20 protein-coding genes are annotated in these 13941 nt (G+C 58.9%); 10 read left to right on the top strand and 10 right to left on the bottom strand.

Annotated elements, in window-relative coordinates; genetic code table 11:
• Positions 1-123: 123 nt before the first annotated feature.
• A complete protein-coding gene (locus tag ACOVQ0_RS09745; protein WP_421883571.1) occupies positions 124-540 on the top strand; it encodes a PepSY domain-containing protein in 417 nt (138 codons plus the stop codon).
• Positions 541-794: 254 nt separating this feature from the next.
• Here the strand turns inward: ACOVQ0_RS09745 and ACOVQ0_RS09740 are convergent, their stop codons facing one another.
• Positions 795-1043: a DUF2171 domain-containing protein gene (locus ACOVQ0_RS09740; RefSeq protein ID WP_421883642.1), complete on the bottom strand. Its 249-nt coding sequence runs from the start codon at positions 1041-1043 to the stop codon at positions 795-797.
• Positions 1044-1441: 398 nt separating this feature from the next.
• Between ACOVQ0_RS09740 and ACOVQ0_RS09735 the strand changes: the two genes are divergently transcribed.
• Complete coding sequence (locus ACOVQ0_RS09735; RefSeq protein WP_421883568.1) at positions 1442-2497, top strand: ribonucleotide-diphosphate reductase subunit beta; 1056 nt, start codon at positions 1442-1444, stop codon at positions 2495-2497.
• A 110-nt stretch (positions 2498-2607) separates the two neighbouring features.
• Entirely contained in the window at positions 2608-4224 is a 1617-nt protein-coding gene (locus ACOVQ0_RS09730; RefSeq protein WP_421883566.1) for a P-loop ATPase, Sll1717 family, read from the top strand.
• A gap of 204 nt (positions 4225-4428) precedes the next feature.
• On the opposite strand, the gene ACOVQ0_RS09725 is transcribed toward ACOVQ0_RS09730, so the two are convergent.
• Positions 4429-4794 carry an endonuclease domain-containing protein gene (locus ACOVQ0_RS09725; RefSeq protein ID WP_421883563.1) on the bottom strand — a complete coding sequence of 122 codons (366 nt, stop codon included), beginning with the start codon at positions 4792-4794 and terminating at the stop codon, positions 4429-4431.
• A 150-nt stretch (positions 4795-4944) separates the two neighbouring features.
• Here ACOVQ0_RS09725 and ACOVQ0_RS09720 point away from each other — a divergent pair, with 150 nt between their 5' ends.
• From ACOVQ0_RS09720 to ACOVQ0_RS09710, 3 genes are read left to right on the top strand one after another with little or no spacing between them, the layout of a single operon-like run.
• Complete coding sequence (locus ACOVQ0_RS09720) at positions 4945-5367, top strand: nucleotidyltransferase substrate binding protein (RefSeq protein ID WP_421883560.1); 423 nt, start codon at positions 4945-4947, stop codon at positions 5365-5367.
• Entirely contained in the window at positions 5364-5669 is a 306-nt protein-coding gene (locus ACOVQ0_RS09715) for a nucleotidyltransferase family protein (RefSeq protein ID WP_421883557.1), read from the top strand. Before ACOVQ0_RS09720 ends, ACOVQ0_RS09715 begins: the two co-directional genes overlap by 4 nt.
• Positions 5670-5682: 13 nt before the next feature.
• Positions 5683-5943 (top strand): hypothetical protein, encoded by a 261-nt coding sequence (locus ACOVQ0_RS09710; RefSeq protein ID WP_421883554.1) that lies wholly within the window; start codon positions 5683-5685, stop codon positions 5941-5943.
• A 19-nt stretch (positions 5944-5962) separates the two neighbouring features.
• Here ACOVQ0_RS09710 and ACOVQ0_RS09705 read toward each other — a convergent pair whose 3' ends face one another.
• Positions 5963-6745: a hypothetical protein gene (locus ACOVQ0_RS09705; protein ID WP_421883551.1), complete on the bottom strand. Its 783-nt coding sequence runs from the start codon at positions 6743-6745 to the stop codon at positions 5963-5965.
• A gap of 264 nt (positions 6746-7009) precedes the next feature.
• On the opposite strand from ACOVQ0_RS09705, the gene ruvA reads away from it, so the two are divergent.
• Together ruvA and ruvB are read left to right on the top strand one after the other, a co-directional pair.
• Positions 7010-7624, top strand: coding sequence for a Holliday junction branch migration protein RuvA (ruvA, locus tag ACOVQ0_RS09700; protein WP_421883549.1), 615 nt, complete (start codon positions 7010-7012; stop codon positions 7622-7624).
• Between the two features lies 1 nt (position 7625).
• Positions 7626-8654, top strand: a complete 1029-nt coding sequence (gene ruvB / locus ACOVQ0_RS09695) for a Holliday junction branch migration DNA helicase RuvB (RefSeq protein WP_421883546.1) — start codon at positions 7626-7628, stop codon at positions 8652-8654.
• Between the two features lie 515 nt (positions 8655-9169).
• Here ruvB and ACOVQ0_RS09690 read toward each other — a convergent pair.
• Complete coding sequence (locus ACOVQ0_RS09690) at positions 9170-9853, bottom strand: hypothetical protein (RefSeq protein WP_421883543.1); 684 nt, start codon at positions 9851-9853, stop codon at positions 9170-9172.
• Positions 9854-9857: 4 nt separating this feature from the next.
• On the opposite strand from ACOVQ0_RS09690, the gene ACOVQ0_RS09685 reads away from it, so the two are divergent.
• Positions 9858-9947 (top strand): PEP-CTERM sorting domain-containing protein, encoded by a 90-nt coding sequence (locus tag ACOVQ0_RS09685; RefSeq protein ID WP_421883540.1) that lies wholly within the window; start codon positions 9858-9860, stop codon positions 9945-9947.
• 85 nt (positions 9948-10032) lie between these two features.
• Here the strand turns inward: ACOVQ0_RS09685 and ruvC are convergent, their stop codons facing one another.
• Genes ruvC through ACOVQ0_RS09670 form a run of 3 tightly spaced genes read right to left on the bottom strand, consistent with a single transcriptional unit; the run spans position 10033 to position 11648 of the window.
• Positions 10033-10509, bottom strand: coding sequence for a crossover junction endodeoxyribonuclease RuvC (ruvC, locus tag ACOVQ0_RS09680; RefSeq protein WP_421883537.1), 477 nt, complete (start codon positions 10507-10509; stop codon positions 10033-10035).
• 15 nt (positions 10510-10524) lie between these two features.
• Positions 10525-10875, bottom strand: coding sequence for a DUF3147 family protein (locus ACOVQ0_RS09675; RefSeq protein WP_421883535.1), 351 nt, complete (start codon positions 10873-10875; stop codon positions 10525-10527).
• Between the two features lie 8 nt (positions 10876-10883).
• Positions 10884-11648 (bottom strand): YebC/PmpR family DNA-binding transcriptional regulator, encoded by a 765-nt coding sequence (locus ACOVQ0_RS09670; RefSeq protein ID WP_168851253.1) that lies wholly within the window; start codon positions 11646-11648, stop codon positions 10884-10886.
• A 105-nt stretch (positions 11649-11753) separates the two neighbouring features.
• Here ACOVQ0_RS09670 and ACOVQ0_RS09665 point away from each other — a divergent pair, with 105 nt between their 5' ends.
• On the top strand, positions 11754-12443 hold the full coding sequence (locus ACOVQ0_RS09665) for a type II CAAX prenyl endopeptidase Rce1 family protein (protein WP_421883532.1): 690 nt from the start codon (positions 11754-11756) through the stop codon (positions 12441-12443).
• On the opposite strand, the gene ACOVQ0_RS09660 is transcribed toward ACOVQ0_RS09665, so the two are convergent.
• The 3 genes from ACOVQ0_RS09660 to ACOVQ0_RS09650 all read right to left on the bottom strand — a co-directional run.
• Positions 12440-12757 carry a YbjQ family protein gene (locus ACOVQ0_RS09660; protein ID WP_421883529.1) on the bottom strand — a complete coding sequence of 106 codons (318 nt, stop codon included), beginning with the start codon at positions 12755-12757 and terminating at the stop codon, positions 12440-12442. The genes ACOVQ0_RS09665 and ACOVQ0_RS09660 overlap by 4 nt on opposite strands.
• Positions 12758-12792: 35 nt before the next feature.
• Positions 12793-13653, bottom strand: a complete 861-nt coding sequence (locus tag ACOVQ0_RS09655) for an SDR family oxidoreductase (RefSeq protein ID WP_421883527.1) — start codon at positions 13651-13653, stop codon at positions 12793-12795.
• A gap of 76 nt (positions 13654-13729) precedes the next feature.
• On the bottom strand, positions 13730-13941 hold a 212-nt coding region (locus tag ACOVQ0_RS09650), incomplete at its 5' end, for a DUF2312 domain-containing protein (RefSeq protein ID WP_421883525.1).

Here is a 13941-nt window from a genome sequence, read left to right as displayed (position 1 = left end):
CGGAGCCATTGATTTCGATACACCCCGCGACATTTCGCGGCTTGCGCGGTGTCATGCCGTTCGGCCATTTGCGTGCGTCTGGTGCGATCCCGGCTCGGACGCAAATGGGGGTGACCTTTGCCTGTGCTGCAGGCGGGGCGCCGGGAACGGAAGGAATTGATGATGCGCAAGTGGCACCGCTGGATCACGGTGTTTTTTGGCGTGTTCATGCTGTGGATGGCCTTTACGGGCGTCGCCAGCCATGTGACCGCGCTTTGGCCCGCAGGCGAGGCTGCCGGGCCGCCTCCGGCACCGCAGGGCTTCGTCTGCCCCGAAACGATGATGTGTCGGCCCAAGGCGCCTCCGGGCGGCATGAAATCGCTGGTCGGCTGGTTCCATCACTTGCATTCGGGCGAGGAATTCGGGCCGGTGGGCACGGCGATCTCGCTGATGACGGGCCTCGCGCTGCTGTTCTTCAGCATTTCGGGCCTGTGGATGTATTTCTCGATGTGGAAGAACCGCAAGGATCGCAGCCTGAAACCCGGCTGGTTCTGGAAGTAACATCTAGTGCGGCTTCGGCTCGCGCCCCCGGCTCGGCTACCTTCAAGGTATCCTCTGGGTGGCCGGGCCGGGGGCGCGGGCCGGAGCCGCAAGCCCCTGACGGATGTCAGGGGCGCACCCTGAACAAAAAGAAGAACGCCCCGCTTTTCAGCGAGGCGTCTCCCGGCCGCGTGGCGCAGCCTGGTCCCGAAGGGGGCGGGACGTTCGTGCAGCCCGGAGCGGAGCTGCGCGAAAATCGCGCCTGCCGCCCGGACCTATTTCTCTTCCAACATGCCCCAAGCCGTGTCGCCATTGGCCGAAAGGCGGACGCGATCGCCTTCCACACCGGCGACCAGCCCGCACGAGAGGTAATGATGGTGGCCCTCATGGGTTCCACCTTCGAAGCCCGCGCCGGAATCCTTTTTGGTCAGCTTGATCCGATCGCCTTCGATACCGTCGACGGTGCCGATGTGCGTGCCGTCAGCGCCGATCACTTCCATGTGTTCGCGGATAGCTCTGCGCATGTCCTGATCAGTGCCGGAACCGCCGCCCATCTGGCCGCTGCCCTGCTGGAACTGCTCCTGCTGGCCGGGGTGCTGGATATTCGCGCCCGTGACGTTGCGCGAGTCGTTCGGCTCATATTCGCCCATGACAATTCTCCTGTGGTTTCAGTTGGTTATAGGGCGTGCGCCACACTGCGCCGCCATGCCCCCTTAACCGCCACCACCATTGCCCGTTCCGCCCGGCATCGCAGCATAGCGCCAGCCTGCGCAGCACACGCGCCGGGCCGAGCCGACCTGCCCCAAAGCGCACGATTTCCGGCGGTGGAAAACCCCTTCACTATCCCCGGCCAAGGCCCCCGCCCGCCTTTCGCCGCAGGCCGCCAGACCTTACATTAAAAGAATCAGCACAGGACAAGCCCATGCCCCTTCTTGAAGCCCGCCCGACGTACAAGCCCTTCGAATATCCGTGGGCCTATGAATTCTGGAAGCGCCAGCAGCAGGTGCACTGGCTGCCCGAAGAAGTGCCGCTGGGCGAGGACTGCCGCGACTGGGCGCAGAAGATTTCCGAGCATGAGCGCAACCTGCTGACTCAGATATTCCGCTTCTTCACGCAGGCCGACGTGGAAGTGCAGAACTGCTACCACGAACAGTACGGTCGCGTGTTCAAGCCGACCGAGATCAAGATGATGCTCACGGCGTTTTCGAACATGGAAACGGTGCACATCGCGGCCTACAGCCACTTGCTTGACACCATCGGGATGCCCGAAAGCGAATATGGCATGTTCCTTGAGTATGAGGAGCTGAAGGCCAAGCACGATTACCTGCAGCAGTTCGGCGTGGACACGGACGAGGATATCGCCCGCACGCTCGCCATGTTCGGCGGCTTTACCGAAGGGCTGCAGCTGTTCGCCAGCTTCGCCATGCTGATGAACTTCCCGCGCTTCAACAAGATGAAGGGCATGGGCCAGATCGTCAGCTGGTCGGTCCGCGATGAATCGCTGCACTGCGAAGGCATCACCCGCCTGTTCCACGCCTTCGTGAAGGAACGCGGCTGCCTGACCAAGGCGGTGAAGGAAGACATCATCGACTGCTGCCAGAAGACCGTGCGGCTGGAAGATGCCTTCATCGATCTGGCCTTCGAACAAGGCCCCGTGCCGGGCATGAGCGCCAAGGACATCAAGCGCTACATCCGCTACATCGCCGACTGGCGCCTGGGCCAGCTTGGCTTCCAGCCGATCTACATGATCGAAGACCACCCCCTGCCGTGGCTCGCCCCGCTGCTGAACGGCGTGGAACACGCCAACTTCTTCGAAACCCGCGCGACGGAATATTCGAAAGCCGCGACGCGCGGCGACTGGAACACCGTTTGGACCAGCTTCGACAAGCGCCGCACCGCCAAGTCGGCAGCGAATGTGGAAGCGCCGGTTGAGGTTGAGGTGGATATGTTCGGCGGCGCTGGGATTGCGGCGGAGTGAGGTGAGCCGCGGAGTTAGGGAATTAGCAAAATGCTGACGCGAGGGGCTCTGCTCCCTCGCGCTTTTTCAGGATACTTATGTCGAACGTTATAATTCCACGCTACGCCGACTTGGGAAAAGCTTCAGCGGAAGATGATGATGAGTACTTTTCGGAATGTTTCGTTGATACAGGATTTATTGACCGCTTGCTCTCGGAGACAAGTTCAACGTCTGTTATAATCGGAAGAACTGGCGGTGGAAAATCTGCGATAATGCGGAAAATTAAGGAGAGCAATGACGATGTAATAGAATTGCATCCTGAAAACCTCTCCCTAGGATATTTGGCCGACTCTTGGCTTCTTAAGTTTCTTACAGAAAATAGCTTTGATTTATCCATATTTTATCAGCAACTATGGCGACATGTTTTGGTTGTTGAATTGCTAAAGTTTCACGAAAAACTCGAAAATTCGCAAAAGCTTAGGGGCTTTCTTGAAAAGCTCACGAGCTTAATTGCCGATAACACAGGAAAGAAAAAGGCTTTCGAATACCTTCAGAAATACGGTGGAGATTTTTGGTCGGATACCGATGAAAGAGTAAAGCAAATAACTGACGAGTTTGAAAAGCAAGTAGAAAAAGAATTTGGCGCAAATTATAAATCCGTGAGCGCTAAGTATAAGCGAGGTGAGACCATCGGGCGAAATGAGACGCGTGAGCTTGTGTCAAAAGCTCAAAGCATTACAAGCTCTATCCAAATGAGGGAGTTGGCAAGAATAATTGAAATATTGGATGAGGATATTTTTACTGATAGAAAGAGAAAAGTTATTCTGATTATAGATGATTTGGACCGTCAGTGGGCCGATGATCGCGTTAGAATAAAGCTAATAGAGGCATTGATTAATGCAATTCCGAAATTTAGGAAAATCAAAAATGTGAAAATTGTTATCGCGATGAGGGATGATCTTTTAGACATTGTTCTTGAAAACTCGAGCACAGCTGGATTTCAAAGAGACAAGTTCAAAGATCATAGCCAGAGGCTTACTTGGAAGCCTTTTGAATTGCAGAATCTCATTAATCGCCGAGTTGGAAATTTGTTTCAAAGGAGATACACAAACGACCAAGTTTCGTTAAGGGATCTATTTGAAGATGGCCGAAGATCTGCAGAATACTTTGGATATATATGTGAAAGAACTATGCTGAGGCCGCGTGATATTCTTGCATATTTTAATATGATATTTGAAAGGTGTGGCGGTAAATCGAAAATAACTCTGAAAGATATTCGTTCAGTCGAACTTGATTACTCAAAGGATAGGAGGCAGGCCCTTGTTGATGAGTGGCGAGACTACATCCCGTGCGTGAATCATCTTATAGGGTTTCTCGGTAACCGGAAGCTTTCGGCGACGTTTAGGTTAGCTTCTGTTCCATCGGAAGTTGTTGATTCCCTCGCAATGCAACTTTGTGTTGATTTTGACGGCGATACATCATCCGTCGTGTTGTTTGCCAAGCGCCATTTTGATGAGAATTCCGATCAAAGTCGTGACATCTTTTTGTCAAAAGTAACCTCTTTGCTTTACAGAATGGGCATTCTTGGGGTGAGAACTCAAGAAAATTCGAAAACACAATTCTCCTTTATATCAAAGCCTTCAATATCTTCTGAAGAAATAAATGAAAATACTTGGTGTGTTATACATCCAATGTTGTGGCAGAACTTGGGAAGGCGTGCAGATATCAAGCCTTTGTTTTCGGATTGATATGGATTTGCCTGATTTCAGGGGCAGTATACTTAACTTGAGGAGTGCCACTATATTGGCGTTAGCATTGTTTGACATGCCGGACGGCCCACCCCCCGGCCCCTCCCGCTTGCGGGAGGGGTGAAGAAGGAGGGGGTCTGGTGGGGTGGCGGTGTTTTTGTCCCCCTCCCGCAGGCGGGAGGGGTTAGGGGTGGGCTTCCGGCGTCAGCCGGATCGCGCCGAACGCTGCGCATCCACGGCCAGGCGGATGGCAGTCACTACGCCTTCAACGTGCCCCTGCACATCGGCATTGGTAAAGCGCAGCACCTGATAGCCAGCGTCTGTCATCCAGCGATCGCGCAAGGCATCGTGGTCCGGGCGCAGATCATGGCTGTGGCCATCCAGTTCCACGACAATCATCAGTTCGCGGCAGAGGAAATCGGCGAAGTAGGGGCCGACGGGCATCTGGCGGCTGAACTTTGCGCCCAGTGCGCTGCCGGAAAGATAGCGCCAGAGCTTGCGCTCCATTGGCGTTGCTTCACGGCGCAAGGTGCGGGCGCGTTGGGTGTTGCGGGGTTTGAACTCTCGCATCGGGGCAGGGTTGCGGGTTTGCGGAATTGGGGCAATTCGGGATCGTGCAGGAATGGTGGGAGTTGTTCGCCTTTCGGCGAAGGCCCACCCCCGGCCCCTCCCGTTTGCGGGAGGGGGGGAAGAAGGGGAGCCCTTGCCGACTGCCCTGTAATGATGGCAAATGCCGACATCATGGCTCTGGACTTCTCCCCCCTCGCAAAAGCCGTCGCCCGTCTTGACGAGGGGCTGGCCCGGTTCCTTGCTGACGAGAGCGATGCGCAGATTCGGGATGGGCTGATCAAGCGGTTCGAGTTCACCTATGACTTGGTCCACAAGATGCTGCGGCGGGCGCTGGAGGAGGCTTCGGCCAATCCTGAGGAGATTGACCGGCTGACTTTCCCCACGTTGATCCGCACCGGGGTGGAGCAGGGTCTGGTGCAAGGCGAATGGGCCGATTGGCGCATGTTCCGCGAAATGCGCAACATCACCTCGCACACCTATGACGAAGCAAAGGCCTTGCAGGTCGTGGCGGCGATCCCGGCGTTTCTGGCCGAGGCGCAGGGGTTGCTTGCCCGTCTGGAAGCGCGGGCGTGACTGATGCCCTGAGGCTTGCGCCGGACGAGCTGATGCAGGTGCGGGAGATTCTGTCGCACTGCTTGCCCGAAGGCGTGTCAGTCCGCGTATTTGGCAGTCGTGCAAGCGGCATTCCCAAGGCATGGTCGGATCTTGATCTGGCGCTGCAAGGCCGTGAGGCTCTGCCGCTCTCCCTGCTGGCGCTTTTGCGCGAAGCATTCGATGAATCGCCGTTGCCGTGGAAAGTCGATCTGGTGCACTATCGCAGCGTATCGCCGGAATTTGCCGCGATCATTGACCGGGACAGCGTACCGCTTTTCTGACTATAGCCCCATCATGGAACTCGACGACCAGCTCCGCCGCTATTTCGGCACCGACGATCCTGCCGCTGTCACGCCCGCCGCGCTTGATGCGGGGGTGGAGAAGATGCTGGTGGATTTCGGGCTGGAGAAGGACCGGGCACGGCGTTTTGCCTTGTGGACCCTGCTGCACATGCTGGGCCGCGCGCCCGATCTGGACGTGGCGTTCAAGGATGCGGCGGATCGCGATGCGGCGCGCGATTTCATGGACCTCATGGACCGGGCGAGCGGCGGCTGAGCCCGCCCGGACCCGAACGTCATTTCACCAGATTGGCGGTAAGGCACTTGTCGGGATAGTCGCTGACGAGGATGCGGCAGGTCATCGGGGGCGGCAGCACCGCGGCCATCTGCTCCTGACTGAGCGGATACCATCCATTGTCTGCCGGGGTTGCCTTTGGCGTGATGGTGACTTCAAGCACCTTGTGCCAGCGGGTGTAGGTGTACCCGCCTTCGTAAGAGACCTCGGTCGCCTTCTGGGTTTCGTTTTCGATCTGGCTTTGCGTGGTGATGCCGTGGGTGATCGAATCAGACAGCGATCCGGTGACTTCGGCCGAAAAGCCAAAGCCGGATGCCGATGCCGTGGCTGAAACGCTGCGATCGACGGTCTTGGAAAATTCGCTCATCGAACTCGTCGAGGTGACGAACGTCTCCTGCATGGATGCCTTCATGGTATCGGTGTACCCGGTCGCCTTTTCCACCTGATGCCAGCAATAGGTTTCGGTCACGTCCCACAGCAGAAGCGAAGGGGCATCGTGATTGACATAGGGTTGCAGCGTGTGATCGGCGTTCATGATCTGGCGGCCATCGCCCAGCACGATCCCCAAAAAGGCGGAACAGGGCGTGGCCGGGATGAGGACGGGGCGCCCGCCAGAATGTTCAAGCGCGACCCAGTGTTGAAACGGCATGACGATCTGCTTCGTTTGCGAAGCATCACGAACGACAGATGTGCGGGTGATCAGATCGTATGACGCTTTTGCAAGCAGCGGTGGCGCGCTGCCATCGTATTGCAACGCGGCGTCTGCCAGTGCGGTGTCGCTCATCGTAAAACTCTCCCCTGTCTGATAGGCAGCCAGCGCCAGATGCGGGCTGCGCAAGGAAGGTGTCAGTTTCGAAATACATCACCAGAAGCAGTGCGGCCTGGTTGGATGGATTGGCCTGCTTGTTGCATTCAAAATGCGGCGCAAGCGTTTGATAAGTCGATTGATCTTTTTCCGCTGTTTTCGATGCAACTGTAAACGCACGAAGAGCTGGCATGGCGCGGCTGCTATTGCGCTGGCAAGGCTGCCCGTGCATAGGAACAAACCATGATCGCAAAGCTCACTGGCATTCTTGATGACACTGGCCCCGATTGGGCCGTGATCGATGTGGGCGGCGTTGGGTATCTCGTGCATTGCTCGGTCAAGACGCTCAGCCATCTTGGCATCCGGGGCGATCGGGTGGTGATCCACACCGAAATGCAGGTGAGCGAAACCGACCAGCGTCTGATCGGCTTCACCAGTGCAGGGGAGCGCGCATGGTTTCGGCTGCTGACGGCGGTGCAGGGGGTGGGCAGCAAGGTTGCGCTGGCGATCCTTTCGGCGTTGTCGGTGGAAGAACTGCAGCGCGCCTGCGCACAGGGCGATAGCGCAATGGTGGCGCGGGCGAACGGCGTGGGGCCGAAGCTGGCCAGCCGCATCGTCAATGAACTGAAGGACAAGGCAGGCGGGCTTGCCGGCTATGTGTCGCCAGCCGGTGTGGAAGGAGAGGTCTTCGCTCCGCCACCGGGCAACGCCGCTGCCGACGCAGTTTCGGCCTTGCAGAACCTTGGTTTCAAACCTGCCGTCGCAAGCAGCGCGGTGGCGGCGGCGGTGAAGGATCTGGGCGAGGATGCGGGGCTGAACGATCTGGTGCGCGTGGCGTTGAAGCGGGCGGCGGGATAGCATGACCGACAATCCTCTCCTGACGTCTGAACGCATGGTCGATGATCAGGACGCCGCGCTTCGGCCAAAGACTTTGGCAGAGTTCGTGGGGCAGGCGGCGGCCAAGGACAATCTGCAGGTGTTTATCGAAAGCGCCAAGATGCGGCGCGAGGCGATGGATCATGTGCTGTTCTTCGGGCCGCCGGGGCTGGGGAAGACGACGCTGGCGCAGATCATCGCGCGCGAGCTGGGGGTGAACTTCCGTGCCACGTCTGGCCCGGTGATCGCCAAGGCAGGGGATCTGGCAGCGTTGCTGACCAATCTCGAACATGGCGATGTGCTGTTCATTGATGAGATTCACCGGCTCAATCCCGTTGTAGAGGAAGTGCTCTATCCGGCGATGGAGGACCGCGCGCTCGATCTGATGATCGGTGAAGGCCCGTCTGCCCGTTCGGTGCGGATCGATCTGCCGCCGTTCACGCTGATCGGGGCGACGACGCGGCAGGGCTTGCTGCAAACACCATTGCGCGACCGCTTTGGCATTCCGGTTCGGTTGCAGTTCTATTCGGTTGATGAACTGGAGCGTGTGGTGGCGCGGGGGGCATCGTTGCTGGGCATCGGCATCGACAAGGGCGGGGCGACAGAAATCGCGCGCCGATCACGCGGGACGCCGCGCGTGGCCGGGCGGCTGCTGCGCCGTGTGCGCGATTTTGCGCAGGTGGCCGGCTCAGGCAAGATTACGCAAGGCATCGCCGACAATTCGCTTACCCGGCTCGAAATCGACCAGATCGGGCTGGATCTGCAGGACCGGCGCTATCTGATGATGATCGCGGATATCTATAAGGGCGGGCCGGTAGGCGTGGAAACGCTGGCGGCGGGCCTTTCCGAACCGCGCGACACGATCGAGGAAGTGATCGAACCGTACCTGATCCAATTGGGTCTCATCGCCCGAACCGCGCGTGGGCGCTGCCTGAACGACCGAGGCTGGCAGCACCTGGGACTCACGCCGCCGAATGGCCAATCGCCGGGACTGTTCGATTCGGGAGACTGAGCCGCTGTTGTGCGCGGTTGAGCGTCGGGTGTGAAAGACTCCGGCCCTATTCGGTCCCAAACTGGCACAGAGTTAACCGGCTGCGCGTTGCGGTCCCATTTTCGGGCAGATTCAGTTGGGGGAACGGGGTTAACGGCATTGCCCTTGGAGATACCATCTGCGTTGATCGACCTGTCAGGAAAGCAAGGCATGGCGTTAACCCGCTTCTGCTAGTCGGCTTTCTCAGGGAAAACGAAAGCAACGATCATGTCGGTTCGGATGGCATTGGCAAAACTGGCGGCAGCAGCAGCAGGCGGGGCGATGCTCGGCGGTGGTGCGGTCCACGTATCGGAGGCACCTTCGAAAGGTGAAATCCATCACGTGAAGCCGGTCAAGGTCAAGAAGGCAAAGCCTGCCAAGCGGGTGGTTGCCCGCCGCGCCGCTCCGCGCGAGGTGCATCGCGCCCGCCGCGTGGTGACCACGACAACCACGCGGACTTGCGAACCGGCTCAGCAGATGGCGATGGTGCCCGTGCCTTACATGCCGCCAATGCCGCCGCAGCAGATGGCTGGCGGTGGCGGCGGTGGCGTGCCGGTAGTAATCGGTGGCGGCGGCCTTGGCGGCTTCGGCGGCGGCTTCTTCGGAGGCTTCTTCGGCGGCGGTGGCGGCAGCAGTGGCGGTGGCAGCGTGGTAATTTCGTCCACCAGCACGGGTTCCACCTCCACTTCGGGTGGCTCCACGTCGAGTTCGGGTGGTTCGACATCGTCAACCACTGGCGGCGTATCCACATCGACCGGAGGCGTTTCGACCTCGACTTCCACTGGCGGTGTTTCCACTTCGACGGGTGGTGTCTCGACGTCCTCGTCGACCTCTTCGGGTAATGTCAGCTCGTCTTCGGGCAATGTGTCTTCGTCGAGCGGCAATGTCTCGACTTCCAGCGGTAACGTCAGCACGTCGTCCGGCAACGTGACCAGTAGCTCTTCGACATCTACATCGTCGGGCAATGTCAGCACATCTTCAGGGAATGTGACCAGCAGTTCATCGACATCGACCTCGTCGGGCAATGTCACGTCCAGTTCGTCAACCTCTTCGTCTACTTCTTCCTCGACATCGAGCAGCACCAGCAGTTCGACTTCATCGTCCACCTCTTCATCGACTTCGACGTCCGGCGGCACGACCAACGGCGGAACCACGAACGGCGGTACGACCAATGGTGGCACCGAAGTGCCCGAACCGTCGATGATCATCCTGTTCGGCGCGGCTGCAGCGGGGCTGGTAGCACGTCGCCGGTTCGGCAAGGTGAAGCAGGTCTGATTGGATTTATCGCCCGCTGCGGCGGGTGAACGGGAAGGGCGGCCTCCGGGGGGAGCCGCCCTTTTTCGCGTTCTGAGATTACCCGTTAACGATGGCTGCCAAGCATGTTGGCGTGCGTGATCGCCACAGCCAGCGCATCGGAGGCGTCTTCGCCAGCAAGCTGAACGCCGGGCAGAAGGATTTTCAGCATGTGCTGGATCTGCTGCTTTTCTGCTCCGCCGGTGCCGACCAGCGCCTTCTTGATCACCTTTGTGGGGTATTCCGCCACCGGAATTCCCGCACGAGCAACAGCAACCATCGCCACACCGCGCGCTTGGCCAAGCTTGAGCGTCGATTGCGGGTTCACGTTGACGAACACTTCTTCAACCGCGCCGCTGTCGGGCTTGTAGATATCGATCACTGCAGCGAGTGCGGCATCGAGTTCGACGAGGCGTTCGGCCATAGTGGCCTTGGCATTGGTGCGGATCTGGCCATTGGCCACGTGGCTGAGCCTGCTGCCGGACTTGGAGACGATGCCCCAGCCCGTGCAGGTAAGGCCGGGGTCGATGCCGAGGATGATCATGCGCGCACGATCACGTTAAAGCTTCAGCCCGATGCGCGTGCCGACCTGAGTCATTGCAATATAAAGCACAACCGTCAGCACGCTGCCCGCGATAAGCGCAGCCCAGAAGGGCACGCCATTGCGCAAAAGCACGGCGATCAGCAGGAACATGGGCAAGCTGGGCAAGACGTACCAGAACGTCGCCTCTGCGTGGACGGCCATGTTTTCGGCGTCGGGCCGGGCGTGCCATAACAGGATCATGCCCAGCACCGAAACAAGAGGCAACGAGGCGACCAGCGCGCCCATAGTGGGCAGGCGTTTGCCAATCTCGGCAATGGCCGCGATCAGGACGCCTGAGAGTAGCGCCTTGGCGGCCAGTTGCCACATCCGTCGGATTAACCCAGCTTTTCCATCACCTCATCGGGAATTTCGTAGTTCCCCCAGACGGTCTGGACATCATCGTCATCGTCCAGCACGTCGATCAGCTTGAGCAGAGTTGCTGCATCGTCTGCCGATACTTCGGTCTTCATGTTGGGGCGCCATGCCAGCTTTACGCCTTCAGCTTCGCCCAGAACCTTTTCGAGTTCGCGAGCGACTTCGTGCAGGTTTTCCACCGCAACCCAGATCTGGTGGCTGCCGGGATTTTCATCGCCATCGCCCATGTCGGATTCGACGTCATCGGCGCCAGCTTCGATTGCGGCTTCAAGAACCTTTTCTTCGTCACCCACCTTGCCCGGATATTCGATCAGGCCAAGGCGTTCGAAGCCGTGGCTGACCGCGCCCGATGCACCAAGGTTGCCGCCGTTCTTGGAAAAGGCGGTGCGCACGTTCGTCGCGGTGCGGTTGCGATTGTCGGTCAGCGCTTCGACGATCACGGCAACGCCACCCGGGCCATAGCCTTCGTAGCGCACTTCTTCGTAGTTCTCACCATCACCCTTTGACGCCTTGTCGATCGCGCGGGCGATGTTGTCCTTCGGCATGGACTGGGCCTTGGCCGCGTTGACAGCAGCGCGCAGGCGCGGGTTCATGTCAGGATCGGGCATCCCCATCTTGGCTGCCACGGTGATTTCGCGGCTGAGCTTGGAGAACTGTGCCGAACGCTTTTTGTCCTGCGCGCCCTTGCGGTGCATGATGTTCTTGAATTTGGAATGGCCTGCCATGATCCGTCTTCTTGCGGGGTATGAGTCTGTCAGTGCCCCTAGCCGAGACAAGCCCTCCCGGCAATCTATGTGGCACAATGCCGATTTTGGCGGCATGAAGCGCGGATGCTGCGCTCAACGCTGATCGAACTCGTCGTCTTTCTCCGCAATCCGCGCCTGATACAGGCTGAAGGCCTGAACGCCGATGGCGCCATCGTGCGCTGGTTAGTGCTGGCCATATTGCAGATTGCCGTGCTGGGCCTGGTGGTGATGCCCCTCATCCTGCTGTGGCAGAAGGCGTTCGATCTGCCATCGCCCAATGCCTTTGATGGCATGAGCCCGCTGGCGCTGTGGGGTGGCGCAGTGCTGTTGGCTCCGGTGCTTGAAGAACTGTTCTTTCGGGGCTGGATGAGCGGGCGACCGGCGGCATTGTGGCTAATGGCAGTGCTGATTGCGGGGCTAGCGCTGTTCTTTGCCTTCGGCAGGGGCGATGTGCTGATCGCGGGTGCGATCATAGTGCTGACCCTGATCGCAGCGGTGGTGGCCTGGTGGCGCACGCGGCATGAACGCGCGGCACCAGAGTGGTTTGTTCGCGCATTTCCGTGGCTGTTCTATGGCGGCACGATGGCTTTCGCGCTGATGCACGTGTTCAACTACCCGCAGGTGACCTGGGTCGTCGTACCGATGGTCTTGCCGCAATTCTGGACCGGGCTGATGCTGGCCCACATGCGCGTCCGCCTGGGCTTGCTTGCGGCAATCCTCAATCACATCGCGTCAAACGCGATCATGCTTACGGCGGCGCTTGCAACCAGTTAGAGCACCACCGCCGTGCCGGTAACACTGACCATCAGCATCGATCCGCGCGCGCCGATGGTTTCGTAGTCTATGTCCACGCCGATCACGGCATTTGCGCCCAGCGCGCGGGCTTTGTCTTCCAGTTCACGCAAGGCCTGATCGCGTCCGCGTGCCAGAACTTCCTCATATTTCCCTGAGCGACCGCCGAATATGTCGGTGATCGATGCAAAGATATCGCGGACGATGTTTGCGCCGAGAATCACTTCACCGGTGACGATGCCAAGATGGCGCTGGACCGGACGGCCTTCGACGAGGCTGGTGGTGGTGATGAGCATTACCGAAGCCTAGCAGGTTGGGCGATGCGGTAAAGTCAGCTTCCCACCACCGTCCCACCATTGGGGTGTAGCACCTGGCCGGACATATAAGAGGAATCTTCGCACGCCAGAAACAGGAAACACGGTGCAACCTCGTTGGGCTGGCCGGGACGGCCCATCGGCGTGCTTTCGCCGAAGTGTTCGAGTTTCTCCGGACTCGCCCCGCCACAGGGGTTGAGTGGCGTCCAGATCGGTCCGGGGGCGACCGCGTTGACGCGGATGCCATCGCCAACCAGATTTTCCGACAGTGATCGGGTGAATGCGGTAATCGCACCTTTGGTGCTGGAATAATCCAGCAATTCCTTTGATCCCTGATACATCGTGATCGACGTGCAATTGATGATGGTTGCGCCCGCTTCCATGTGCGGTCGTGCTGCCTGCACCATGTAGAACATCGAAAAGATGTTCGTCTGGAAGGTGCGCTGGAGTTGGGCTGTCGTAATATCGCGAATGTCTTTGTCGGGGTGCTGTTCACCGGCATTATTCACGAGGATATCGATCTGACCCCATTCGCCGATGACAAGATCGACCAGCGCGTGGGCCACTTCGGGGTCGCCGAGATCTCCGGCGAAAAGTAGTGTCTCGACACCTTCGGCTTCGCAAAGATCGCCTGTCTTGTGGGCGTCTTCTTCTTCGCTGAGATAGGCGATGGCAACCTTTGCGCCTTCACGCGCGAACAGCACTGCAACGGCGCGACCGATGCCGCTGTCAGCGCCGGTAATAATGGCGACCTTGCCTTTGAGCCTGCCCGAGCCGGGGTATCGCGGTTGCCATTCGGGCTTGGGGTCGAGCTCAGCTTCGCTGCCGGGAAGGCCATCCTCATGGATTGGCGGGCGGACGGTGGCGGTCTGGTTCATGGCGCGATCCTGTTGAAATTACAGGATCGCAATGGCCGGGCAGGTTGGCGGTTCCGCACCTGCCCGGAAAACGGGATCAATCGATGCCGAGAGCGTTCTTGTACGTTTCCAGCACGGCTTCCATCTCGCGACGATCGTCGGGCTTCATCTTCCGCAGACGAACGATCTGGCGCATGATCTTGGCGTCATAGCCTGTCGACTTGGCTTCGCTGTAAACGTCCTTGATATCGTCTCCGATGCCCTTCTTTTCCTCTTCGAGGCGTTCGATGCGCTCGATCAGGAGGCGCA

Source organism: Novosphingobium sp., from assembly GCF_049240505.1.
Taxonomy (GTDB): Bacteria; Pseudomonadota; Alphaproteobacteria; order Sphingomonadales; family Sphingomonadaceae; genus Novosphingobium.
This window is presented reverse-complemented; position numbering and strand designations above follow the sequence as displayed.

What these genes read in the sequence shown, in the direction of transcription:
- ACOVQ0_RS09740 (WP_421883642.1), bottom strand. Translation starts at nt 1,043, where the DNA reads ATGCGCAGAGCTATCCGCGAACACATGGAAGTGATCGGCGCTGACGGC.
- ACOVQ0_RS09735 (WP_421883568.1), top strand. Translation starts at nt 1,442, where the DNA reads ATGCCCCTTCTTGAAGCCCGCCCGACGTACAAGCCCTTCGAATATCCG.
- ACOVQ0_RS09725 (WP_421883563.1), bottom strand. Translation starts at nt 4,794, where the DNA reads ATGCGAGAGTTCAAACCCCGCAACACCCAACGCGCCCGCACCTTGCGC.
- ACOVQ0_RS09720 (WP_421883560.1), top strand. Translation starts at nt 4,945, where the DNA reads ATGATGGCAAATGCCGACATCATGGCTCTGGACTTCTCCCCCCTCGCA.
- ACOVQ0_RS09710 (WP_421883554.1), top strand. Translation starts at nt 5,683, where the DNA reads ATGGAACTCGACGACCAGCTCCGCCGCTATTTCGGCACCGACGATCCT.
- ACOVQ0_RS09705 (WP_421883551.1), bottom strand. Translation starts at nt 6,745, where the DNA reads ATGAGCGACACCGCACTGGCAGACGCCGCGTTGCAATACGATGGCAGC.
- ruvA (WP_421883549.1), top strand. Translation starts at nt 7,010, where the DNA reads ATGATCGCAAAGCTCACTGGCATTCTTGATGACACTGGCCCCGATTGG.
- ruvB (WP_421883546.1), top strand. Translation starts at nt 7,626, where the DNA reads ATGACCGACAATCCTCTCCTGACGTCTGAACGCATGGTCGATGATCAG.
- ruvC (WP_421883537.1), bottom strand. Translation starts at nt 10,509, where the DNA reads ATGATCATCCTCGGCATCGACCCCGGCCTTACCTGCACGGGCTGGGGC.
- ACOVQ0_RS09675 (WP_421883535.1), bottom strand. Translation starts at nt 10,875, where the DNA reads ATGTGGCAACTGGCCGCCAAGGCGCTACTCTCAGGCGTCCTGATCGCG.
- ACOVQ0_RS09670 (WP_168851253.1), bottom strand. Translation starts at nt 11,648, where the DNA reads ATGGCAGGCCATTCCAAATTCAAGAACATCATGCACCGCAAGGGCGCG.
- ACOVQ0_RS09665 (WP_421883532.1), top strand. Translation starts at nt 11,754, where the DNA reads ATGCTGCGCTCAACGCTGATCGAACTCGTCGTCTTTCTCCGCAATCCG.
- ACOVQ0_RS09660 (WP_421883529.1), bottom strand. Translation starts at nt 12,757, where the DNA reads ATGCTCATCACCACCACCAGCCTCGTCGAAGGCCGTCCGGTCCAGCGC.
- ACOVQ0_RS09655 (WP_421883527.1), bottom strand. Translation starts at nt 13,653, where the DNA reads ATGAACCAGACCGCCACCGTCCGCCCGCCAATCCATGAGGATGGCCTT.